We start from the raw sequence: 22473 nt of genomic DNA on the forward strand, positions 1-22473 counted from the left end.
CAGCCTTGAGCGGGAGCCACTTCTGTCATTACCTTTGGTGATGACAGAAGTGGCTCCACAATAAAGAAATATATTTCGATGCCTGATGATGAATTGAAGATGGAGTATCTGCCATGGCTTTCGTAGTGGGTGACAACTGCATCAAATGCAAGTACACGGACTGCGTTGAGGTTTGCCCTGTTGACTGTTTCTACGAGGGTCCCAACTTTCTTGTTATCCATCCTGATGAATGTATTGACTGCGCCCTCTGCGAGCCAGAGTGTCCGGCCAATGCCATTTTCTCTGAGGATGAAGTACCAGAGGATCAGCAGGAGTTTATCGAGCTGAATGCCGATCTGGCGGATATCTGGCCGAACATCACTGAGAAGAAAGATGCTCTGCCTGACGCTGAAGAGTGGGATGGCAAGCCCGGTAAGTTGGAGCTGCTGGAACGCTAGCAACCGCTGAAATGCAAAGAAGGCAGGAAAAACCTGCCTTCTTTCGTTTCGGCGTAGTCAGCTGAGAATCTTAAGATCAGCCTCCACTGAACAGTGACTCGCTGGTCAACCCCTGCTTTTCAAGGATAAGACGCAGGCGCTTCAGAGCCTCGACCTGGATCTGCCTGACCCTCTCGCGAGTCAGCCCAATCTCTTTACCCACCTCTTCCAGCGTGCTTGTTTCGTAGCCCCGCAAACCAAATCGTCTGGCAACCACTTCACGCTGCTTCTCTGACAGCTCACACAGCCACTTATCGATACTGTCATTCAGGTCGCTGTCCTGCAGAAGCACCGCTGGGTCGCTTTCCCGAATATCAGAAATCGTATCGAGAATAGACTTGTCAGAATCATGACCAAGAGGTGTATCAACCGACGTCACCCGCTCATTGAGACCAAGCATGCGTTTCACATCGTCGACAGGCTTGTCGAGCAGCGTTGCAATTTCTTCCGGGGTCGGATCATGATCGAGTTTCTGGGTCAACTCACGGGCCGCACGCAGGTAAACGTTCAGCTCTTTCACCACATGGATGGGCAGTCGTATGGTACGGGTCTGATTCATAATGGCCCGTTCGATGGTCTGCCTGATCCACCATGTCGCGTAAGTTGAAAAGCGGAATCCACGCTCCGGATCGAACTTCTCCACCGCTCTGATCAAGCCGAGGTTACCCTCTTCAATCAGATCCAGAAGAGATAGTCCACGATTCACGTAGCGTCGGGATATCTTGACCACAAGTCGCAGGTTACTCTCAATCATTCGGCGTCGGCCCGCTTCCACGCCTTTCCGGGCCAGGCGGGCAAAGTGCACCTCCTCTTCCGGTGTCAGCAGCGGAGAAAAGCCAATCTCATTGAGATACATCTGGGTTGCGTCGAGTGACTTATAAAAAGCATCTTCTTCACGCCGACCAGGAGCCGGAGTTGTTGAAGCAGCTTTCTGTACCACTGGTTGTTGTTGAGACAACTCCAGATCAGACCCTGTGACTTCTTGCGGATGATCAGGCTCGATATCCTTTCCGTTACCTGCATCATCACTCACTGCGGTCAGATCAGTCTCTTCCTTTTTCAGTGCCATAAGTGCCAGCCTTATTTAATTGGTCCCACTCACAGCCGAACAGCCTGGGCTGTATCGACGACCTTTTTTTACGAGGTCCGTCTTTTATATGCCTTCACGTTACTTCAAATACTGACTCCCTCAACGTTTCGGCAAGAAAAGAAGAGGATCAACAGGCTTACCATTGCGCCGTATTTCAAAGTACAGTTTTGGCTCGTTAGTCCCTGTAGAACCTAATTCGGCTATCTTCTGACCCGCTTTAACCCTGTCACCTTCCCTGACAAGCAACACCTTATTGTGGGCATAAGCGCTGAGATAACTCGCATTGTGTTTTATTATCAACAGGTTGCCATAACCTGTTAGACCACCACCGGAGTAAACCACTTCCCCTGCCGAGGTCGCTACCACAGGTTCTCCGATACGGCCGCCAATAGCAACACCCTTGTAAGTCCTTTCCGAAGACGAGAATCGGGAAATTACTTTGCCCGATGCTGGCCACTGCCAGCTCACTTTTCGGGCCACAGCCGCCTGTGAACTTTTTTTTGCCACTGGTCGTTTTTTGTACGGCGCGGACTTTACTCCTGTCGAAGGCCGTTGTGAAGAGGCAGCGACCTTTTTGGGAGTGGAAGGTTTCACCAGGATGGATGAGTACTTGGACTTCCCACCCAGTTTCAATTTCTGACCTGGATATATCGTATAAGGTGCGCGCAGCCCGTTAACAGCTGCTAACCTGTGGAAGTCTTGGCCGTAGCTGTAAGCAATCTCATAGAGAGTCTCGCCGGATTTGACCGTGTGAGCCCCCCAAGTCACTGTTTTTGGACGGGTTCTTGAGCTGACAGGAATATCAGACGGGGTGGATGAACAGGCAGACAAAACCAATGCAAGAACACTTGCACCGATTATTTTTGAGCAAACACTCAAATGAAAAACACACTGCCCTGTGAGCCTTTTCACACTTTCACAACATCCCCTTGGGTAGGAAGTTAACCGCTTTTAATTCTCGAAAAGAATATTCAAGCAAGTTAATAATCTAAAGTATTCTAAAAAAACTTGGTTATTCACTATTAATCCACAAGTTTTCCTATTGTATCGGTTACAAAATTCAGTATTTAAATGAACCGTGCTTCACTTTTCCACAGGCAAGAGTTACCTATACACACTTTTCGCTTCACAACTCTCATCATGATTGCTTCTGACTGAAAAAATCATGATCAGCAAGCCACTCCAGACCTAGTACAAGACCTATAGCCAGCCCCATACAAAGCACTGCCAGGGCAAACTGGGAGGGTTGGCCAGTTAGCTGCTCATAATGAAATGGCAGGATATTATTCTGCAGAAGAGGAACCTCAATACCCTTACTGTTCACCCTTGTGGTGAGAGTTTCTTTCCAGGGCCAGATTTTATTCAATGAGCCCAGCATTAAGCCCACCAGGAATGCCAGTGTCTGCATACGAGCCCTGAGCAAAAGCCAGGACAGAAACCGGGCAAATACCAGTAACCCCACCACACAGCCTGATGCCAAAACCGTAAGCACCAGAAGATCCAGATCCTTCACCGCTGATAACACCGATCCATAAAGTCCAAGCAGCAGTAAAATGAAGCTGCCTGAAATTCCTGGAAGAATCATGGCGCAGATGGCCAGCGCTCCGGCCCAGAAAAAAGTAAACAGGTTAACTTCATTCCCGGCAGCAGCAGGAACACCTCCCGCTATAACCCAGGCTAAAACCGCCCCGACCAAAAAAGGAAGAACTGTTGAAGCAGGCCAGCGCCGGATCTGTTTTGCCACATGCCATGCAGACACCAGAACCAGGCCAAAAAAGAATGACCACACCAGAACCGGATGATGATCAAGCAGCCAGGTAATCAGTTTCGCCAGAGAAAACAGGCTGGTCAGAATACCCGTAAACAGGGTAATCAGAAATGAGCCATTGATATATGACCAAAAGCTGCCAAAACCCTGCTGGAAAAGTACTTTCACCGCCGCTGGGTTACAGTTTTTAAGACTATTCAAAAGCTCATCATAAATACCGGTGATAAAAGCAATAGTCCCGCCAGATACTCCAGGGACAACATCTGCGGCTCCCATCGCCACACCGCGGGCAAAAAGCAGTAAGGTAGGTTTCAAGCTCATATACAATCTTAAAGAAAAATGAAAAATATTCGCAAACCGGCCTATCGACCCCGAATAGAACGGCAGCTTAGCGGATAACACCACCCAGCAATGGAACAAAACGTACAGGTTCCAGATAATCCCGCTCATACCCGGTCTCTGTTCGTGTTATTCGGTAAAGGTGTTGCTCAGTGCCACCGACAGGAATGATCATCCGCCCGCCCACAGCCAGTTGTTGCAGCAGGCTGTCCGGAACTGTCTCCGGAGCCGCAGTAACAACAATGCCATCAAATTCGCCCTTATCTGGCCAGCCCATACCTCCATCAGAATGGCGGCAGAGCACATTACGAATACCGAGTATGCGAAAACGCTCCCGGGCTTTCGCCTGAAGGGGGCGGATTCTCTCAACCGTAAAAACCTGTTCAACAAGGCCTGCAAGAACGACAGTCTGATAACCGGAACCAGTACCAACCTCAAGAACCTTTTTTGGCTCATGCCCACCTGCCAGCAAGGCTTCTGTCATTCGGGCAACAATAAAAGGTTGAGATAGAGTCTGACTATGGCCGATGGGAAGAGCGGTATCTTCATAAGCACGATGGGACAGCGCTTCATCGACAAAAATATGTCTGGGAATCGAGCGCATGCAATCAATCACTTTATGATCACAGATACCCTGATCATAAAGACGCTGAATTAACCGGTCGCGAGTCCTGAGTGAGGTCATACCAATACCTTTCAGGTTCAATCCAGAAACCCCGGTTCCCACTATATAACTCCTTTTCCAGCCAGACCGGTTTTACCAGTCTCATAATTTCCATATTACCCAGTTGGAACACAGAACTCGACTTTTCATCAACGATTCAAAGAGAGAATCAAAGAATAAATTAATTATCCTGCACACCTTCCAGCATACGACAGGTTACCAGTTCATGAATAACTGCCGTCGCATAGCACCCTTTATAGAGGAAAAACTTTATTTCAAGATCGTCGCCATGCCAGATCCACTCCATATTCTGAACAAGCGAAGTCAATGCACGACGCTCCTGATTTAATCCACGCTCACAAAGCCCCTTGGCAAAGACTTCCCACTCACTGGCAATTCCCTGCTCGAGCTCGGCAACATGCTCCGTAGATGGCAGTTGCCCTTTACCCCAAAGCGGTCCGGTGACCAGCAGCTCACCCTCTTCAAAACGTTCAGCGACACTGTCATCACGTCGCTCCGGAAGAATAAGGGAAGCAGCCTGGGGAAATGTCAGAACATCGCCGTCAGTCATCTGTCGCCAGGTATCTGTACGAATTCTGTCTGCCAGCACATGGTTGAAAATCCAGGATCGTGCGGCCGAAAGAGCGAAACTGCGTTTCTCCCGCGCCAGCTTGATCTCTTTTTGAAACAGCTTACGTGCCAGTTCCAGGTTATGCCCCTGGTTACCAAACCGCTGATCACCAAAATAGTTGGGAACACCATGATTCTGAATCTGCAGCAACAGAGCCTCTGCCTGTTCATGATCCCCCTCAAAGTTGCGCAACCGAATCACAAAATGGTTTCCTGTCAGGGCCCCAATACGCAGCTTTCGATCATGACGTCGTGCCGCCAACAGGCGTACACCTTCCAGTTCTGATAACTTCTCTTCCCAGAGTGACTTTTCACCCTCGGGTGGCAAACCGGGAATACGCAGGCTGAACCACTGGGTTGTGACTGCATGGCGATCCTTGATGCCCGCGTAACTGACATCAGCAGCAGGGATATCTGCCATTTTGGCCAGCTGGCGAGCCAGCCAGTTAGTGTTTTGCCCGGTTTTCTCAATATGGAGAAATAGATGTTCCCCTTTACCTATCGGAGCAAAAGGGAGTTCCTCATTCACCTGAAAATCTTCAGGGCAGGATTTAAACAGAGCAGATCCGGCACGTCCGCCATAAGCAAGCGGCCAGTCCAGAGACCATTGAGAACAAGACATAAGAACTCAGTCAGGCATATAGAAAAAGGTTTCGTCCTTGCGAATCATGCCCAGCTCCTGGCGGGCATACTCTTCCACAGCGGGTAAGCCATACAACCCTTCAGAGCGCCCCTGCTGCAACGCGATAACTTTTGCAGCCAGGGCATCATTACGGGCCTGAAGCGTGCGGTTATCCTGCACTCTTTCGGCAATCTGCTCGCGTACACTCTGGTGCTGGGCAAAACTGCCCTCTCCTATCCAGAGCCGGTACTGGAGCACCACCAGGAAAAACGAAAGAGTGATAACAATAGGTCGCATAGGTCAAAGCAAGACGAATCAAAACAGTCCGTACAGCCTGTACGAACATAACGAAATAAACAAGGGGGAAGACCTCGCGATCTTCCCCCTTATCCCAGGTTCTGTTGACGCAAGTGTGTACATTCAGCGCCAACAGAACCTAACAAGACCATCGCACGATTACTTGGTATCGAGAGGCTCAAAGCCTTTAACCAGATTATCGATAGCCTGCATTTGCTTCAGGAACGGTTCCAGCTGATTTAAGCGCAGAGCACTTGGACCATCGCAGAGCGCCTTGTCCGGGTCAGGATGTGCCTCAATAAAGAGACCGGCAATACCCAGAGCCAGACCGGCACGAGCCAGTTCAGTTACCTGCTGACGGCGACCACCGGAAGCTGCACCATTCGGGTCACGACACTGCAGGGAGTGAGTCACATCAAAGATCAGCGGTGCACCACCACTCACCTGAGCCATGGTAGTGAAACCAAGCATATCGACAACAAGGTTGTCATAACCCATGCAGGCACCACGCTCACAGAGCATAATCTTGTCGTTGCCAGCTTCCTTGAACTTGTCAACGATATTGCCAACCTGAGGAGGGCTCATAAACTGAGGCTTCTTCACATTGATAACAGCGCCGGTTTCAGCCATAGCAACAACCAGATCAGTCTGGCGGGCCAGGAATGCTGGCAGCTGAATCACATCGGCAACTTCCGCGACAGGCTTGCACTGGAATGTTTCGTGCACATCGGTAATCACCGGACAACCATAGGTTTCCTTGATCGCCTGCAGGATTTCCAGACCTTTATCCAGGCCCGGACCGCGATAAGACTTAACAGAAGAACGGTTGGCCTTGTCAAAAGACGCCTTGAACACATAGGGAATACCAAGTTTCTTGGTCACTTCCACATAGTATCCAGCAATTTCCAGAGCCAGCTCTTTGGATTCCAGCACATTCATACCACCAAACAGTACAAACGGCTTGTCGTTAGCCACTTCTGTACCATTAGGCAGAACTACTGTCTGATGCTGCATGCTCATTTTCCTCCGTGGGCCAGAGCAGCTTCTACAAACGCCTTGAACAGCCCGTGACCATCACGAGGCGTAGAAGTAAATTCGGGGTGGAACTGGCAGGCAACAAACCATGGATGGTCTTCAATCTCAACCATTTCCACCAGGGATTTATCAACAGAACGTCCGGCAATCTTCAGGCCTACCTTTTCCAGCTGACCAATGAAGTTGTTGTTCACCTCATAACGGTGACGGTGACGCTCTTTTACGGTATCACTGCCATAGGCAGCACGAGCCTTGGAACCTGGCTCCAGGTGGCACAACTGGGCACCAAGACGCATGGTGCCACCAAGATCAGAGTTTTCTGTACGCTGCTGAACTTCACCGCTTTCATCCAGCCATTCAGAAATCAGACCGACAACTGGGTGCTTGGAAGCAGGGTCAAACTCAGTACTGTTGGCACCTTCCAGACCTGCAACATTGCGGGCGTATTCAATAACTGCAACCTGCATACCCAGGCAGATGCCCAGATAGGGAACCTTGTTTTCACGGGCATAGCGAACAGTGGCAATCTTGCCTTCCACACCGCGGTTACCAAAACCGCCAGGCACCAGAATAGCATCCACATCTTTCAGCTGATCAGTACCATCGCGCTCGATATCTTCGGAATCGATATAGCGCAGGTTAATTTTGGTGCGGGTCTTCAGACCACCGTGCTTCATCGCCTCAATCAGAGACTTGTAAGCATCCAGAAGCTCCATGTACTTGCCAACCATGGCAACAGTCACTTCTTTTTCGGGATGCAAGTCACGATCCAGCACATCTTCCCAGTCGGACAGATCAGCCGGACCACAACCCAGACCCAGGCTATCAACAACGAACTGATCCAGCCCCTGGTCACGCAGCATGCCCGGGATCATATAGATGGATTCAGCATCTTCCAGGGAGATAACCGCCTGCTCGGCCACGTTGGTAAACAGGGAGATCTTGCGACGGGAAGCAAGGTCAATATGTTTTTCGGAACGGCAGATCAGAATGTCGGGCTGAATACCAATAGAACGCAGCTCCTTTACAGAGTGCTGGGTCGGCTTGGTTTTCAGTTCACCGGCTGTCTTGATCCAGGGCACCAGAGTCAGATGCATATGCTGGGCCTGACGTGGACCGAGTTCAACCTTCAGCTGACGAACAGCTTCCAGGAATGGCTGGGATTCGATATCACCAACAGTACCGCCGATTTCTACCAGTGCTACATCTGCATCACCAGCTCCAGCAATAATGCGAGACTTAATCTCATCAGTGATATGTGGAATAACCTGAACCGTTCCACCCAGGTAGTCGCCACGACGTTCTTTCATCAGAACGTGCTCGTAAACCCGGCCAGAAGTGAAGTTGTTACCCTGGGTCATGGTGGTACGAACAAAACGCTCGTAGTGCCCCAGATCCAGGTCAGTCTCAGCGCCGTCTTCAGTTACAAAGACTTCACCATGCTGAAATGGGCTCATAGTACCTGGATCAACGTTAATGTAAGGATCCAGTTTAAGCATGGTGACTTTCAGCCCGCGAGCCTCAAGAATTGCAGCAAGAGATGCGGACGCAATGCCTTTTCCGAGAGAGGAAACAACACCGCCCGTGACGAATATATAGCGCGCCATCTAAAACCCGTAATTTGACCGACGGAAGAACCGTCTGTGGGGAATGAGTAGAGTTAACTTAAGATGGGAGTGCAGGATACCAAAAACTGAACAATCAGACAACGAAAAGACTGCCACTAATCAATAAAAAGACTGCTTCTGTAAAAAAGCAAACCTTTTTTCATAACAAACAGGCAGAATGGATTGTTTAGTGTTCCGGATTAGTCTTGGTAAACACACCCGACCAGGCCAGCCGAGCCGTTCCCCGCAATTTCATAAACGCATCATTATTCATGGCATATTGATAGGCATAATGACCGGCCAGACTCCCTACCAGAGACCCCGTCAAAGACGCTCCAGGAATGCGATTGATCAGAGGTATTGAACCCCCAATCCAGGAACCCGTCAAGCCAGAAACTCCGGCGACCAGTGATTCCGCCCCGGCACCAGCCACAACGGCAGGAGCATTCAAAAGCGTAAGGTTCCCCTGGCGGTAACTGTCATAAACATGATTCCCCACCCCTGCGACCGTCGCTGCCGCAAAAGCTGGCATAACCTGTTGCAGGTTATATACGGCTAATCCAGTGACTGCATGGCGTGCAGAATCATGCCCTACCTCAGAGACCAGCTCATGCATCTCCTCATTACTGTAATTATGAGGTAGCTTTCCTGTTCCCCCGTAGCGGTTATAAACATTGTTACCCGCGCTGAGAATTCCACCAAAAACTCCACTGACAGCAGCGGAACCAACGGAACCGGCAAGATATCGGGTCAATCGGGAGGCTCGCCCTACATATGAAATCTGCCCATCACCGAGCATTTTATTGAGAGAAGGATACTGGCCAGCCTCAAGATCAGCAGACAACTGGGTAAATGCCTGAACCTCTGTATTCCCTTTCAAATCATCATAAACATTGCGGGGCAGCAAAATCTGTATTGCTTTTTTATCAGGAAGAGTACTGTCAGCATCCAGCAGCAACTTCCTGAGCGCAGCTATTGCTGTATCACTGCTCGATACATCCAGCTGAATATAGGATGAACTAAAAACCGAGCTGAATACCCTGCCATTGTAACCGCCATAGTTAAAGTCACGCCCTGCCGACTGACTCTTCCACCCCCAGGCCAGCTCACCACCATAACCGAGATACGGCACTTTACTTCCTATTATTCCATCGGTGGCAATATCCGTTATTACGTGTCCAAGATAACCCTTGACACCTTCCCCTCCCCGCTGCGGTAAATATTCAACAAGACCAACAATGTTCAAGCTTTTTGTCGTTTCACCCTCTTGCCAGTCAGCATCGGGTAAATAGATATCAGAATCCAGGACATTAACAACGGGCAGACCGGAATCAAAAACATGCACTTCAGCTAGAGGGGAAAGAACCGACTCATCACGATATACGGTCATTTCAACGCAATCTCGCCTGGCATTAACCAGGGCAATACTGCGATCAGACACTGACAACAATACTTCAGGAGCATGGCTGGCCAGCGCTTTTAAAGCCTGTTCCAGCGCACTCATCAGACAGGCATCTTCCTTACCCTGAACCGCAGTAGGAAATTGAATATCCTCAAGTTGCCCATCCTCGCCAAATGCAACCCTGGCGCGCTGCATAATTAAGTGACCTGGGATTCCATTTAAATCGGCAAACTCAAGATCATCACTATCGGGCACAGGGTAATATTTCAGTATCCCTCCATTACCCATGGCGACAATTGAAGAGACTTTAGGTATTTGAACCGGAAAAGCATTAACCTCCAGTTCCAGACCCGACCCACTTTCTCCAGGGACAAGCTTTGCAATATGTATTATTGAATTCGTCTGCTTTTTTGCAGATTCACCCTTCTCATAACCAGTTTCATTTACCGGGTATCCAGCAGGTGAATCAACTGCTGCAGAAACTTGTTGGTCAGCATAAGAGGAAGCAGCTGATAGCAAGGCTATTAAACAGATCAAGCCAAAACACGACAGGTGACTTAAACCATACTGCAATCTCATCAGATAATCTCTCTCGCCCACTCAAATCAAAATGCGGGCGAAGTGTAGTCACCACCGATTACAGCTGCCAAAAGAGGTTGTTAATAACTGTTAATTTGCATTTCTCTTCGTAAATAAATCAAAGCCTAGAATGCCGGAGGAAATAACCATGCAGCAAAAAAGCCTAATTATCGAGAATCCACTGCAAATCCAGACAGCTACTGCCTAAATCAGCCTGAAAACCTTCAGCAATCAAAAGCCCCGGAATCGCGATCATGATATCCCCCTCATGCAATACCGGCAGACGCCCTCGAATCCAGGCAGGTACATCAAGCTCATTTAACCATTTCTTGAGAGTTTTTCGCCCCTTTCGTCCCGACAACGCAAAAGGCTGCACCTGAATATCTGCACGCGGGGAACATGTAAAACTCACACCCGCTTTTATTCGAAATGAACCATTACTATTACCTTTAGCTGGTGATACTTGCACCACATCTCCATTCGATAGAGACAAAGACGGCTGCCCGGCAAACACTAAAGGTTCAAACCCTTTCTCAGACAAAGGTTTTTCAAAAGCCAGCAAAAAGCCGCAATGGCGCCTGACCAGCCCCCCCTCCCAGGCAAGGACAGGCTCAGCATCTTTACGAGCTGAAACCACCTCATCAAGGATCCGCTGAAGCATGGATTTTCCAGGGACAGCGACTCCTTGCCGAGACAGCCACGCCCTCAGGAGTAACTGCTGACGTGAATGAGATAAAGCCTGAAGAGCTGCTATATCCACAACCATCTGCTCACCAATAAAGGGAAACGATCTGACCAAAGAGCAGGTTTCAAGATCTGATCGGGCAATATCACCCAGCAGCCCCTCAGTTTCAGAGCAGATATCAGTAAGGCGCGCCAGTGATGCCTTCATTCCTGGCCAGCGTTGACTTAAAAGCGGAACAATCTCATGACGCAGAAAGTTACGGTCATAGCGAGTGTCAGTATTTGAATCGTCTTCAATCCAGCTCAAGCCGTGATCATCTGCATACTCTTCGATATCCTTTCGCTCAAACTCAAGCAGAGGCCTGGCTAAATATCCCTGCCCCAAAGGCCTGGTCGCAGGAATACCTTTCAGGCCTGATATACCTGTACCACGCACCAGTCGATACAGCAGGGTTTCAACCTGGTCATCATGATGATGGGCCTGAAGGAGGAACTCATTGGCTTCCAGTTGCTTTTCAAAAAAGGAATACCTGGCTTCGCGGGCACTGTCTTCAACATTTCTTTCTGCACAGACTTTGGCATAGCCAACATCCAGGGGGATATCCCAGTCACGACATACCGCTTCGATATGCTCCACCCAAGTGTCTGCCAGAGAACTTAAACCATGATGCAGATGAACGGCCCGTAAGCTGGCAATCATGCCCTGCTGCCTGAGTTGATGACACAGATGCAGTAATACTGTGGAGTCCAGGCCACCACTGAATCCAACCACAACCTGAGGATGGGAGCCAGGAACCAGATCCTGAAAACTTGCCAGAAAAGAATCGAGTGTTAATTTCATGGCATAAGGATACAAAAAAGCCGGAACTATGTATTGCACAGTTCCGGCTTTACAGTCTCTGCAAGGAGAAGCTTTAAAGGATTATTGAACCCCAAGCTTGCGCAGACGCTCGTAGCGGTTTTGAACCAGTTCAGCACCACTCAGGCCACGCAGTTTCGCCAGCTCTTCGGACAGAGCTTCCTTCATATTGGCGGCAGCATCTTCAGGGGAGCGATGAGCCCCACCCAGAGGCTCCTGGATAATGCGGTCAACCAGGCCCAGTTCCTTCAGGCGAGGGGCCGTTATACCCATAGCCTCGGCAGCGTCGGAAGCTTTCTCTGCAGTCTTCCATAGAATAGATGCACAGCCTTCCGGAGAAATCACAGAGTAAGTGGAATGTTGCAGCATCATCAGGCTGTCACAGACACCAATAGCCAAAGCACCACCAGAACCACCTTCACCGATAACGGTGGAGATAATCGGAGTTTCCAGGCGGGACATTACAGCCAGGTTCCAGGCAATTGCTTCACTCTGGCCGCGCTTCTCGGCATCAATACCCGGATAAGCTCCAGGGGTATCAATGAAAGTCATAATAGGCACACGGAAACGTTCTGCCATTTCCATCAGACGGCAGGCCTTACGATAGCCTTCCGGACGGGGCATACCGAAGTTACGGCGTACTTTTTCCTGAACCTCACGACCTTTTTGGTGGCCGATCACCATAACCGGCTGACCGTCAAGCTCGGCCATACCACCCATAATGGCGTGATCATCAGAGAAGTGACGATCACCATGAAATTCATCAAAATCGGTGAAAATTTCCCGAATATAGTCCAGCGTGTAAGGCCGACGCGGATGACGGGCCAGCTGGGCTACCTGCCAAGCAGAAAGGTTTTCAAAAATACTGGCGGTCAGTGTTTCGCACTTCTCTTTCAAGGTTGCGATTTCGCCAGTAATGTTCAGTTCATTGTCACTGCCAACCAGTCGCAGCTCATCGATCTTGGCTTCGAGTTCAGCGATGGGTTGTTCAAATTCAAGATAATTCGGATTCATTTGTCCAGAGCGCTCAGAGGAGCCAGGTCGGTAAAATTCAACCACAAACCTTAAGGAATAGCCTTGGCAATGTCGAGAGAAAAGATGTAAGCCAGCTTTACATTCTTATACTCACCTTAACACTCCCACTATCCCCCCTATGCAATACCGACGAAGCTGGTCCAGTTTTTCCGTCCGGCGCCACATGAAAGACTCAGATGAATGCCCCTGCAGGTTGAGCGGCAATTCGCAGCGTGCCAGCGGTTTATTCCAGCTTTCGATATTACCCAGCCAGTTGCGATCCACCTTCATTAAGCCCATGGAAACGGTATCCAGAAGAGGCTTTAACAGCTGTTTACGTTCACGGTGATTCATATCAACAACTGGTTTGGAAGATGGAGCATAGCGCAGATTCTGCACAGTTTTTCCATCATAGATTTCCGGATCAGGCACAAGCAGGTAATCGATATGATGTTTCTCCAGAAAATGAAACAGCATATCGTCACTGAAATATGGTCCGCTTCCAGGTAACCAGCTGCTGACCCACTTCCTGCTACTGCAGGACGGTAATGGATCTATGGCCTTTTCTGGACACGCCTGTTCGACGGCAGCAATCATATTGAAGTGCCATTTCAGGCTTAACTCGGGTGGTGCCAGCTTCAGCCCCGATTTTTTCAAATCATCGTATAGTTTTGCCGTACGGATATAGTCCGGGAGCAGCTCACCATTAGACTGGATATCCATAACTGGAACAAGAAGCAGGGTTTTGTATTTCAGAATTGAGCGAAACTCATTGGCCTTACTACCATCAACAACCCAAATCTTGGGAACAGGCATATGCTTATGAGCCTGCTGCGGCACACTCTCAACTTGCTCAACAGATTCTACGGACAGCACGGGATCAGTTTGATCAGTCCACAATCCCCTTACCCAGGAGCAGCCCGACACAGAAGAAAACAGGAAACAGAGAAAAACCAGGCGAACAGTCTTACCAGGGTAAACGTCACCGCATACCCATTGCTTAATCAGGCAAAGTTGCGGGTAACAAAACCACCTTCTAGTCTGAGAAGACACCATTAATCTGAGCTCCAGCACAATGGAAGCTTCATATATCTGCTGCTGTTACCTTGCTAAAAAATAAGAACAGCTGCTTTTATATGGCAACAACCAGCCTTCTGGCTGGTTTACTGATAAATGAAATGACATCTCAGGGATTGAGCGTCATCATGGATTTCCAACTGGCAACCTGCCCTTACTGTGGCAACCGTCACCCAAAACTGGTACACCGGCTCTTCGGCAACCGGGTTATCTGCACAAAATGTCATGCTGTCGGACCCGATAGAAAATCCGGTGACCTGGCACGCTATGACTGGAACCGTCAGTCACGTGAACTGGCTTTTGAAAAGAGCATCAAGAACCAGCAACTTCTTGCACATTTATCGCGGTTATCGCGGTTATCCCGCTAACCCGATAAACCAGCTTCCGCTCAATAAGCCCTCAAAGATGAAGGCATATTATTACTGAGCAACATTCAGCCCGCGCACGGTATTTTCCAGCTGTAACAGCCGACGATTGAGCTGCTGACGATGGACATCAAAAGCTTTGTCATTCTCAGCACTTTCCTTCAGACGTGCCTCAATATTTTTGGTCAGCCGCTGGTTATCTGCAACAGTATTGCTGAGACTGGTTTCAAGCATTCTCATTTTTACGGAAAGACTGTCCAGCTGCTCCTGGCTGATAGCCGAACCGGCAGTAATCTGGGCATTAATTCCCCTGACTTCTTTCTTCAGGGCCGCAAGACTATTCTGGGCTGTATCCAGCTCTTTGCCCGTTGTAGATAGCTGCTTTGTAAGCGATGAGATCTGTCCTTCTGCCTTGTCGATATTGCTGACAGATGACTTGGCACTTTTCTCGACCGCATCCAGACGTTTGCCCTGAGCCGCTATATTCTGGCGGTTGCGCTTATTGGACAGATCCCAAAGCTTGCGAATCTCAAAATTAATCGCCTTGAGTTCATCCTTAACCTTGCTGTCACTCTTGCTGAGGTTTTCATCGGTTTTGGAAACACTGCCCGACACCTCAACCAGACGGGAGGTGGTTTCTTCCAGCTGCCTTCGTGCCAGGTTCAAATCATCCTGAACGGCTTTGAGTTGCAGGTAACCACCACCAGCAAGCGCCAAGAGGGCAACAGAGAGAATCACTGCAGCCATGGGAAAACGACTGCCAGCCTGACTTTCGGTTTTGGCAGTTACCTTTTTTGCTGACTTGCGACTCCTGTCCGCAGCCCTGTCGGGCAGATCATCCGGAGACAGGGAAATGCTGGGCAGCTTGTCTAGATCATCCTGGGATCGCGAATTCATAGGTCCGGTAAATTACAAGTACAATCTTGCGTATGATAGAGGAAAGCCATGATCACCCCAACAGGCAATCCTTTAAACCTGATCTGACTATGATTCAGAACAAGCGTTCTCACACTTAATAGAGATTAGCTATCAGGATGATGCAAAAATACTTGCCGATTTCACCCCCAAAACCACGAACAAACCCCTATCCGGGATAGCAAACCCCGCAACCATAGTGCTATTATCGCCTCACCAAATCCGACAGCGCCGAGGCTTCGTCAGCCTCCGCTTTTTCAATTTTGAATGGAGATCATCAAAATGGCTTTTGAATTGCCTGCCCTGCCTTATGAGCGTGATGCACTGGAACCACACATCTCCAAGGAAACTCTGGATTATCACTATGGCAAGCACCACAACACCTATGTTGTGAAGCTGAACGGTCTGGTGGGTGGCACCGACCTGGAAAGCAAATCCCTGGAAGAGATTATCAAGTCTTCTGAAGGTGGCGTTTTCAACAACGCAGCCCAGATCTGGAACCACACTTTCTACTGGAATGGCCTGAGGCCTAACGGTGGCGGCAAGCCTTCCGGCGCTCTGGCTGCAGCTATCGACAAGGCTTTCGGTTCTTTCGAAGACTTTGTTGCCAAGTTTGATGAGATGGCCGTTAACAACTTCGGCTCCAGCTGGACCTGGCTGGTCAAGAACCCTGATGGCTCTGTAGAAATTGTTAACACCAGCAATGCAGCGACTCCGCTGACTACTGATCAGAAGCCTCTGCTGACCTGCGATCTGTGGGAGCACGCTTACTACATCGATTACCGCAATGTACGCCCGGATTACCTGAAAGCTTTCTGGAATCTAGTGAACTGGGAATTTGCTGAAGCGAATTACGCTTAATTTTTCCCTTCAAAAAAGAGCTGGCAGGGCAATCCCCCTACCAGCTCTTTTTTTGTCTGCAGTTCAGTGAGAACTTTCACTGATTTCATTCTTTGGGTAAGGGTAAAGCCTATCCAGTGCTATAGACTGCCCGTTATCCATCACCTGTCGGGCATGATAACGACGCAGTTTGCGCGGTTCGTTAACACCACAAGAATGACTGATCAGCTCAACATCATGCACGAGGTTATCGTGATAATGAGCAACACGTTCAGCTTTATTAGCTGGCACCAGTCCACGCTGCAGTTTCCTGTTATGGGTAGTAATACCGGTCGGGCAGGTATTTTTATTGCACTGCAAAGCCTGAATACAACCCAGAGCCATCATGAAACCACGGGCCGAGACAATAAAGTCCGCTCCCATACATAAGGCCCAGGCAACATCTGTCGGGTTAATCAGCTTGCCGGAACAGTTGATCCGGATTCTCTCCCGTAAACCCTGGCTCATCAGCAGATCGTGAACATAAGGCAGGCTCTCTTTCAGAGGCAGGCCAACATCATCAATCAGCGCCATTGGCGCAGCACCGGTACCACCATCACAGCTGTCGATGGTAATAAAGTCAGGTGCGGATTCGATGCCACGCTTGTGAATCTCCCGGCACAGATCATCCAGCCAGTTGGTGGCACCCAGCACAAACTTGATACCAGTTGGTTTGCCAGTGACCCGGCGTACCCGGTCAGTCATGTCTAGCAGATCGCTAGTAGAATTAATTTCTGGATGACGGTTGGGGCTGATGGAATCTTCACCAACAGGGATCAGACGAATCTTGCTGACTTCCTCCGTTACTTTTTCACCCGGCAGAATACCTCCCTTACCAGGTTTGGCCCCCTGGCTAAGTTTAATTTCAAACATACGGACATTGTCGTGGCTTGCCACATCCCGCAGACGCTCATTGGAAAGCCTGCCCTGCTCATCACGCACACCGTACTTGGCTGTTCCTATCTGGAAAACAATATCGCAATCGCCAGACAGGTGATGCTCAGACAAACCTCCCTCACCGGTGTTGTACCAGCACCCTGCCTTTTTTGCCCCTTTTGAAAGCGCCTGAACAGCCGGTGCCGACAATGCTCCGTAACTCATCCCGGAAATATTGAACAGCGAACCCGGACGGTAGGGTTTCTCACAAAAAGGGCCAATTAATACACTGTCGATCTCATGGGCATCTTCGGTCAGCGTCGGATAGGGGCAGTTGAGAAACAGAATCGAGCCTCGCTCCTTAATAGGTTTGGTGGAACCAAAAGAAACCGTGCTATCGACATTCTTCGCTGCGCGGTAAACCCATGAGCGCTGAGCTCTGTTAAAAGGCAATTCTTCCCGGTCTCCGGCAAAAAAATACTGCCGGAAAAACTCTCCCATATGCTCAAAGAAATAACGAAAACGCCCTATAACCGGGTAATTACGTCGAATCGTCTGACTGGTCTGATTTTTGTCGATAAAGTAGATAGCGATAACACCTGCCAGCCCCGCGCCAACGACAAAAACAAAAAGTGAAGCCAGGATTTGCAGAACAGCTGTTAATACACGAACAAACTCTGAATTTAAGATTTCCATTCCCATCATAGGAACTACCTGTGGGTTACTGCATGAATATCTAAGATACGCATCTGATATTGTTATAGATGCGATACTTCCGGTTGCGAGAACAAATGATTACAAAGAACTTTGTTTTGGCTTGGCAAACATAATTCCAGTGGCCATTGCCGTGGTCATAATTGTTTCCATGGGGAGCATTTGTTGTTCCTTCTCTCTTTGAAATGGGTTATTTAATCCTGCAGCCTGAAGCACTTCGCAAGGGTTATTAACAGGGGTAACCCAGACACTGAGGGCTAATGGCCCTTGATATTTCCCGGTGGGTATTTCAACCATCCACTGTGCTTTGTCCCGACTTTGCATCACCCTCCCAAATTCAAGAGCCACAAAGTCATGATGCAGAGTGTTATGGGCATTCTCCCCGCTCTTGACCTCAGTACTGCGGTCAGAACCAGTTAACGCCCAGTGGAGCAAGTACTGCTGATTTTCAGCTGTTGTCAGCGGGGTAAATTGAAGCTCAAGTCTGCTGTCAGCAAGCTTTCCTGTCAGTCGCATAAGCACCCCGATTCATTGTTTTTATAAGTACCCGGGCAGTTGCTTTCGTATGTTATGGCGAGTGGATTTTTTCACCCTTCGAGGCGCAACGCCGGGAGCGTAGCCGTAGCTACGTGACCAGAGTTGCAACGCTGTAAGGGTGGAAAAAGACGCCGCCAGAATATATGAAAGCAACTGTCTGGGTACTTAGATATACGGGGAGTCAAAGGATTTGGAGGCAGAAGAGAGAAATCAACTCAGCCAGGAGTAGGGATTATGGTAAATGGCAACCCCCACTATATAACCGGCTATCAGCAGGGCAAGCATTCCTGCTACAAATTTCTGGGAAAAGGTTTTGCCTCCTTTAACTGCGGTATAGCCAATCACAATATATGCCACCAGCGCGACAACCTTGGCAGTCAGCCAGCTATGAACAAACGGGTACTGGCTGAGAAAAACGCATAACCCAATTGCAGCCAACAGCAGCAATGTATCAATAACATGCGGAACAACACGAAACACTGAGTACCGGAGCCAGCGCGGGTTAATCAGAGCAATCAGCCAGCGGATAAAAAACAGAACCATACTGGTCGCCGCAAAAGCGGTATGCAGGTGTTTTAAGGCAAAATAAATCAAACAGCACCCCGATAAATTCATCCGGTCAGCACAAAATGCGTGCTGACCAGAATAGCGAATTCTCTAGAGCCTATTTAGATACCTAGAAGAATCCAAGTGGGTTCACATCATAGCTGACCAGCAGATTCTTTGTCTGCTGATAATGCTCCAGTGCCCGCTTATGGGTTTCACGTCCAACGCCGGATTTCTTGTAACCACCAAACGCGGCATGAGCGGGATAGGCGTGATAGCAGTTTGTCCATACCCTGCCTGCCTCAATTCCCCGACCCATCCGATAGGCACGGTTAATATCACGCGTCCAGACTCCAGCCCCTAGTCCGAACTCGGTGGCATTGGCAATACTGAGCGCTTCGGCTTCATCCTTGAAAGTGGTTACCCCGACTACCGGACCAAAGATTTCCTCCTGGAATACCCGCATATCATTTGAGCCTTTCATCAGCGTTGGCTGGATATAGAAACCCTTGCCATAGCCTGTGCCCAGCTCTTCCTTATCACCACCAATCAGGAACTCGACGCCTTCCTTCCGGCCAATCTCCAGGTAGCTCATAATCTTGTCGAACTGCTCTCGGGATGCCTGTGCTCCCACCTGGGTATCAGTGTCCAGAGGATTGCCACGTTTTATCTGCCGGGAGCGATCAACCACCAACGAGATAAACTCATCGTAAATGGATTCCTGGATCAAGGCCCGGGAAGGACAGGTACACACTTCACCCTGGTTAAAGAAGGCAAGAACAGTTCCTTCCACACACTTACTGAGAAACTCATCCTCATGCTGCATCACATCTTCAAAATAGATATTGGGTGATTTACCGCCCAGCTCTACCGTCGAAGGGATAATATTTTCAGCAGCGCATTTCAGAATATGCGAGCCCACTGGAGTCGAACCGGTAAAGGCAATCTTGGCAATCCGCTTGCTGGTTGCCAGAGCCTCACCGGCTTCCGGACCATAGCCATTGACAATATTGATGACACCAGCCGGGAACAGGTCACCCACCAGCTCCATCAAAACAAGAATGGAAGCCGGGGTCTGCTCTGCCGGTTTCAGCACCACGCAGTTACCTGCTGCCAGTGCCGGAGCCAGCTTCCATGCTGCCATTAACAGTGGGAAGTTCCAGGGAATAATCTGACCAACTACACCCAGCGGTTCATGAAAGTGATAAGACGCAGTATTGCCATCAATATCCGCCGTTGAACCTTCCTGCGCGCGAACACACCCGGCAAAGTAGCGAAAGTGGTCAACCGCCAGAGGAATATCAGCGGCCAGCGTTTCACGCACTGCCTTACCATTATCCCAGGTTTCAGCAATCGCAAGCTTCTCAAGATTTTGCTCAATCCGGTCTGCCATTTTCAGCAGCAGATTAGAGCGCTCAGTCACCGAGGTTTTTCCCCAGGCATTTTTGGCCCGGTGAGCAGCATCAAGGGCCAGATCAATATCTTCAGCCGTTGAACGGGGAACTTCACAGATCACCTCCCCGGTAACCGGCGTTGTATTCTGAAAGTATTGTCCTTTAACAGGAGCAACCCATTCTCCACCGATATAGTTTTGATAGCGCTCCTTAAAGGAAACGACAGAACCGGCTGCGCCGGGATTTGCGTAAATCATCAGATCCGTCCTTCTTTGTTATTGTTGTTGAAAGACCAATTTCACATTACTGAAAATCAATGGGTTATGCTACACCACGGTTGTAAACAATTATTACATTCCCACAACTTGATCTTTAATCATTCTGTACACTCCTACCCTTAACTGCCATTTCTATTAAATTGCTTTTACCTGTAGTTCATTTTGATATTGCCAGTCTCCCTCCTTGTTCCGTATCATGCGCAATTAGGCAAATAACGAATAAGACAAAGACCAGAAAAAGGATTCACCAGAAGTCATGGGTCGATTGTCACGCATAAATATCGTAGGAATACCTCAACATATTGTTCAGACAGGCCATAACCGCCTGCCCTGCTTCTTCGACGACGAAGACTACGAGTTCTATCTAAGCAGCCTGCGTGCTGCATCTGATCAGTACCAGGTGGAAATCCATGCCTATGTCCTGTTGCCGAACTCTATCCAGATAATTGCCACCCCGCGAATCGACAAGAGCATTTCCTCCATGATGCAGTCTCTGGGAAGACGTTATGTGCAGCATGTCAATCATAAATACAAACGCTCAGGTACCTTATGGGAAGGTCGTTATAAATCCAGCCTTATTGATTCCGACAACTACCTTCTCACCTGCTATCGCTATGTTGAACTGCGTCCTCTCCATCAGGGGCTGGTTGATAATCTGTCCGATTACAAGTGGTCCAGTTATCACCACCACTGCGGTAATTCGGTTAATTGGCTGATTCAGGATCATCGCCTATACATGGCCCTGGGCGATACGCGGGATGAACGCTGTGATGCTTACAGTGAAACCTTCCGCTACCGTTTTGATCGCCGGCTTATCGACTTTATTGCCGAAACGGTCAACATGGGCCAGGTTCTTGGTGGAGATGCTTTCAAGGATAAAATCGAGAAAATAGCGAACCACAGAGTAAGACCACTGAAACGTGGCAGACCTCGAAAAAAAGTTGCTGAAATTAAGCCTGAGAAATCACCAGCAAAAGATAAAACAACCTTGTAAAAACAGTGGTATTGGTTATTTGCCTGAAAATTTCTAAAAAAAGTCGTGTCAGAGTCAAATCCAGCATAAAGACTGGTCAAAACCCTCTCAAACACAGGTAAATCAAGGCTCGGCAAATTTCAGTCTGAGAAGAATTAAACCCTCTCATTTCATGAATATTAAATAAGTGTCAGAGTGGGTTTTATAAATCATTTCTTACCTTCACGACCCGGAAAACCTCTGATTAAATCAACCTCAGACAGTGATAAAAACCAGCCCCCGGGCGCTCATCTGTCGGATAAAAATGAATAACAAGCGATGAAAGAGGACTTCGCATATGGCCATTTACATGAACTTCAACAGCAACAAGCCCGCCGGTAATGTAACTGCCAAGGGTTATGAAGACTGGATCGAGGTGGACTCCTTCTCCTTTGGTGTTGGCCGCAGCATCACCATGGAAGCAGGTGCCATGTCTAACCGTGAAGCCAGCCGCCCTTCCTTGAGTGAAGTTTCTGTCACCAAGCTTATGGATGCTTCTTCCGGTGGTTTGTTTAAAGAGTCTGTAACAGGTGCTGAAGGTGTCACCGTTATTATCGACATTGTTCAGACTGGAGCCAAATCTGTCCAGAAATATGCCAGCTACACCCTGGAAGACTGTATTGTTTCTTCCTACAGCGTTGGCGCATCTGCAGGTGGCGCACCTACTGAAACTATCTCCCTGAGCTTTGCCAAGATCGTTGGTGATCTGAGCCACGCAGACAAGACTCATAAGAACAAGTCCAACCTCAAAGTTGGTTACAACCTGACGACTGCAGAGCCTATGTAAGTTTCAGGCATTTTAGTAGTGAAGTGA

Annotated in this window: 22 protein-coding genes; 5 read left to right on the forward strand and 17 right to left on the reverse strand. The window is 49.0% G+C overall.

Annotated features, from left to right (window positions below; genetic code table 11):
* The first annotated feature begins 113 nt into the window (after nucleotides 1-113).
* Nucleotides 114-437, forward strand: coding sequence for a ferredoxin FdxA (gene fdxA, locus M3P05_RS04990; protein ID WP_249698276.1), 324 nt, complete (start codon nucleotides 114-116; stop codon nucleotides 435-437).
* 76 nt (nucleotides 438-513) lie between these two features.
* Here the strand turns inward: fdxA and rpoS are convergent, their stop codons facing one another.
* The 12 genes from rpoS to M3P05_RS05050 all read right to left on the reverse strand — a co-directional run bounded on the left by rpoS (nucleotide 514) and on the right by M3P05_RS05050 (nucleotide 13966).
* The gene (gene rpoS / locus M3P05_RS04995) at nucleotides 514-1545 is read right to left on the reverse strand and encodes an RNA polymerase sigma factor RpoS (RefSeq protein ID WP_249698277.1); all 1032 of its coding nucleotides are present in this window, start codon (nucleotides 1543-1545) and stop codon (nucleotides 514-516) included.
* Nucleotides 1546-1665: 120 nt separating this feature from the next.
* Nucleotides 1666-2478, reverse strand: coding sequence for a peptidoglycan DD-metalloendopeptidase family protein (locus M3P05_RS05000; RefSeq protein ID WP_249698278.1), 813 nt, complete (start codon nucleotides 2476-2478; stop codon nucleotides 1666-1668).
* Nucleotides 2479-2704: 226 nt separating this feature from the next.
* Nucleotides 2705-3655 carry a DUF368 domain-containing protein gene (locus M3P05_RS05005; RefSeq protein WP_249698279.1) on the reverse strand — a complete coding sequence of 317 codons (951 nt, stop codon included), beginning with the start codon at nucleotides 3653-3655 and terminating at the stop codon, nucleotides 2705-2707.
* 67 nt (nucleotides 3656-3722) lie between these two features.
* Nucleotides 3723-4358: a protein-L-isoaspartate(D-aspartate) O-methyltransferase gene (locus M3P05_RS05010; RefSeq protein WP_249698462.1), complete on the reverse strand. Its 636-nt coding sequence runs from the start codon at nucleotides 4356-4358 to the stop codon at nucleotides 3723-3725.
* Between the two features lie 160 nt (nucleotides 4359-4518).
* Nucleotides 4519-5589 (reverse strand): tRNA pseudouridine(13) synthase TruD, encoded by a 1071-nt coding sequence (gene truD, locus M3P05_RS05015; RefSeq protein ID WP_249698280.1) that lies wholly within the window; start codon nucleotides 5587-5589, stop codon nucleotides 4519-4521.
* 6 nt (nucleotides 5590-5595) lie between these two features.
* Entirely contained in the window at nucleotides 5596-5886 is a 291-nt protein-coding gene (locus M3P05_RS05020; protein WP_249698281.1) for a septum formation initiator family protein, read from the reverse strand.
* 159 nt (nucleotides 5887-6045) lie between these two features.
* Nucleotides 6046-6900 (reverse strand): 3-deoxy-8-phosphooctulonate synthase, encoded by an 855-nt coding sequence (gene kdsA / locus M3P05_RS05025; RefSeq protein ID WP_249698283.1) that lies wholly within the window; start codon nucleotides 6898-6900, stop codon nucleotides 6046-6048.
* Nucleotides 6901-6902: 2 nt separating this feature from the next.
* Nucleotides 6903-8528 carry a CTP synthase gene (locus tag M3P05_RS05030; protein WP_249698284.1) on the reverse strand — a complete coding sequence of 542 codons (1626 nt, stop codon included), beginning with the start codon at nucleotides 8526-8528 and terminating at the stop codon, nucleotides 6903-6905.
* A gap of 187 nt (nucleotides 8529-8715) precedes the next feature.
* Nucleotides 8716-10509 carry a hypothetical protein gene (locus M3P05_RS05035; protein ID WP_249698285.1) on the reverse strand — a complete coding sequence of 598 codons (1794 nt, stop codon included), beginning with the start codon at nucleotides 10507-10509 and terminating at the stop codon, nucleotides 8716-8718.
* Between the two features lie 163 nt (nucleotides 10510-10672).
* Complete coding sequence (gene tilS / locus M3P05_RS05040) at nucleotides 10673-12034, reverse strand: tRNA lysidine(34) synthetase TilS (protein ID WP_249698286.1); 1362 nt, start codon at nucleotides 12032-12034, stop codon at nucleotides 10673-10675.
* Nucleotides 12035-12115: 81 nt separating this feature from the next.
* The gene (locus M3P05_RS05045; protein WP_249698287.1) at nucleotides 12116-13066 is read right to left on the reverse strand and encodes an acetyl-CoA carboxylase carboxyltransferase subunit alpha; all 951 of its coding nucleotides are present in this window, start codon (nucleotides 13064-13066) and stop codon (nucleotides 12116-12118) included.
* Between the two features lie 111 nt (nucleotides 13067-13177).
* Nucleotides 13178-13966: a hypothetical protein gene (locus tag M3P05_RS05050; protein ID WP_249698288.1), complete on the reverse strand. Its 789-nt coding sequence runs from the start codon at nucleotides 13964-13966 to the stop codon at nucleotides 13178-13180.
* A gap of 236 nt (nucleotides 13967-14202) precedes the next feature.
* On the opposite strand from M3P05_RS05050, the gene M3P05_RS05055 reads away from it, so the two are divergent.
* Nucleotides 14203-14511 carry a hypothetical protein gene (locus M3P05_RS05055; RefSeq protein WP_249698289.1) on the forward strand — a complete coding sequence of 103 codons (309 nt, stop codon included), beginning with the start codon at nucleotides 14203-14205 and terminating at the stop codon, nucleotides 14509-14511.
* A 51-nt stretch (nucleotides 14512-14562) separates the two neighbouring features.
* Here the strand turns inward: M3P05_RS05055 and M3P05_RS05060 are convergent, their stop codons facing one another.
* Entirely contained in the window at nucleotides 14563-15405 is an 843-nt protein-coding gene (locus M3P05_RS05060; protein ID WP_249698290.1) for an ATP-binding protein, read from the reverse strand.
* A gap of 300 nt (nucleotides 15406-15705) precedes the next feature.
* Here M3P05_RS05060 and M3P05_RS05065 point away from each other — a divergent pair, with 300 nt between their 5' ends.
* Complete coding sequence (locus M3P05_RS05065; RefSeq protein WP_249698291.1) at nucleotides 15706-16284, forward strand: Fe-Mn family superoxide dismutase; 579 nt, start codon at nucleotides 15706-15708, stop codon at nucleotides 16282-16284.
* 63 nt (nucleotides 16285-16347) lie between these two features.
* On the opposite strand, the gene M3P05_RS05070 is transcribed toward M3P05_RS05065, so the two are convergent.
* From M3P05_RS05070 to exaC, 4 genes are all read right to left on the reverse strand, one after another.
* Nucleotides 16348-17874, reverse strand: a complete 1527-nt coding sequence (locus tag M3P05_RS05070) for an FMN-binding glutamate synthase family protein (protein ID WP_249698293.1) — start codon at nucleotides 17872-17874, stop codon at nucleotides 16348-16350.
* A gap of 99 nt (nucleotides 17875-17973) precedes the next feature.
* Nucleotides 17974-18408 (reverse strand): hypothetical protein, encoded by a 435-nt coding sequence (locus tag M3P05_RS05075; RefSeq protein WP_249698294.1) that lies wholly within the window; start codon nucleotides 18406-18408, stop codon nucleotides 17974-17976.
* Between the two features lie 231 nt (nucleotides 18409-18639).
* Nucleotides 18640-19023: a SirB2 family protein gene (locus M3P05_RS05080; RefSeq protein WP_249698296.1), complete on the reverse strand. Its 384-nt coding sequence runs from the start codon at nucleotides 19021-19023 to the stop codon at nucleotides 18640-18642.
* 82 nt (nucleotides 19024-19105) lie between these two features.
* Entirely contained in the window at nucleotides 19106-20626 is a 1521-nt protein-coding gene (gene exaC, locus M3P05_RS05085) for an acetaldehyde dehydrogenase ExaC (protein WP_249698298.1), read from the reverse strand.
* A 277-nt stretch (nucleotides 20627-20903) separates the two neighbouring features.
* Between exaC and M3P05_RS05090 the strand changes: the two genes are divergently transcribed.
* Nucleotides 20904-21641: a transposase gene (locus M3P05_RS05090; protein WP_249698299.1), complete on the forward strand. Its 738-nt coding sequence runs from the start codon at nucleotides 20904-20906 to the stop codon at nucleotides 21639-21641.
* A gap of 316 nt (nucleotides 21642-21957) precedes the next feature.
* Nucleotides 21958-22446 (forward strand): Hcp family type VI secretion system effector, encoded by a 489-nt coding sequence (locus M3P05_RS05095; RefSeq protein WP_249698300.1) that lies wholly within the window; start codon nucleotides 21958-21960, stop codon nucleotides 22444-22446.
* Nucleotides 22447-22473: the final 27 nt, after the last annotated feature.

Source organism: Parendozoicomonas callyspongiae (assembly GCF_023502345.1).
GTDB classification, from domain to species: Bacteria; Pseudomonadota; Gammaproteobacteria; order Pseudomonadales; family Endozoicomonadaceae; genus Sansalvadorimonas; species Sansalvadorimonas callyspongiae.

Excerpts from the sequence above, each read along its gene's own strand:
- fdxA (WP_249698276.1), top strand. The coding sequence starts at position 114 with ATGGCTTTCGTAGTGGGTGACAACTGCATCAAATGCAAGTACACGGAC.
- rpoS (WP_249698277.1), bottom strand. The coding sequence starts at position 1,545 with ATGGCACTGAAAAAGGAAGAGACTGATCTGACCGCAGTGAGTGATGAT.
- M3P05_RS05005 (WP_249698279.1), bottom strand. The coding sequence starts at position 3,655 with ATGAGCTTGAAACCTACCTTACTGCTTTTTGCCCGCGGTGTGGCGATG.
- M3P05_RS05010 (WP_249698462.1), bottom strand. The coding sequence starts at position 4,358 with ATGACCTCACTCAGGACTCGCGACCGGTTAATTCAGCGTCTTTATGAT.
- truD (WP_249698280.1), bottom strand. The coding sequence starts at position 5,589 with ATGTCTTGTTCTCAATGGTCTCTGGACTGGCCGCTTGCTTATGGCGGA.
- M3P05_RS05020 (WP_249698281.1), bottom strand. The coding sequence starts at position 5,886 with ATGCGACCTATTGTTATCACTCTTTCGTTTTTCCTGGTGGTGCTCCAG.
- kdsA (WP_249698283.1), bottom strand. The coding sequence starts at position 6,900 with ATGCAGCATCAGACAGTAGTTCTGCCTAATGGTACAGAAGTGGCTAAC.
- M3P05_RS05030 (WP_249698284.1), bottom strand. The coding sequence starts at position 8,528 with ATGGCGCGCTATATATTCGTCACGGGCGGTGTTGTTTCCTCTCTCGGA.
- M3P05_RS05035 (WP_249698285.1), bottom strand. The coding sequence starts at position 10,509 with ATGAGATTGCAGTATGGTTTAAGTCACCTGTCGTGTTTTGGCTTGATC.
- tilS (WP_249698286.1), bottom strand. The coding sequence starts at position 12,034 with ATGAAATTAACACTCGATTCTTTTCTGGCAAGTTTTCAGGATCTGGTT.
- M3P05_RS05045 (WP_249698287.1), bottom strand. The coding sequence starts at position 13,066 with ATGAATCCGAATTATCTTGAATTTGAACAACCCATCGCTGAACTCGAA.
- M3P05_RS05055 (WP_249698289.1), top strand. The coding sequence starts at position 14,203 with ATGGCAACAACCAGCCTTCTGGCTGGTTTACTGATAAATGAAATGACA.
- M3P05_RS05060 (WP_249698290.1), bottom strand. The coding sequence starts at position 15,405 with ATGAATTCGCGATCCCAGGATGATCTAGACAAGCTGCCCAGCATTTCC.
- M3P05_RS05065 (WP_249698291.1), top strand. The coding sequence starts at position 15,706 with ATGGCTTTTGAATTGCCTGCCCTGCCTTATGAGCGTGATGCACTGGAA.
- M3P05_RS05070 (WP_249698293.1), bottom strand. The coding sequence starts at position 17,874 with ATGGAAATCTTAAATTCAGAGTTTGTTCGTGTATTAACAGCTGTTCTG.
- M3P05_RS05075 (WP_249698294.1), bottom strand. The coding sequence starts at position 18,408 with ATGCGACTGACAGGAAAGCTTGCTGACAGCAGACTTGAGCTTCAATTT.
- exaC (WP_249698298.1), bottom strand. The coding sequence starts at position 20,626 with ATGATTTACGCAAATCCCGGCGCAGCCGGTTCTGTCGTTTCCTTTAAG.
- M3P05_RS05090 (WP_249698299.1), top strand. The coding sequence starts at position 20,904 with ATGGGTCGATTGTCACGCATAAATATCGTAGGAATACCTCAACATATT.
- M3P05_RS05095 (WP_249698300.1), top strand. The coding sequence starts at position 21,958 with ATGGCCATTTACATGAACTTCAACAGCAACAAGCCCGCCGGTAATGTA.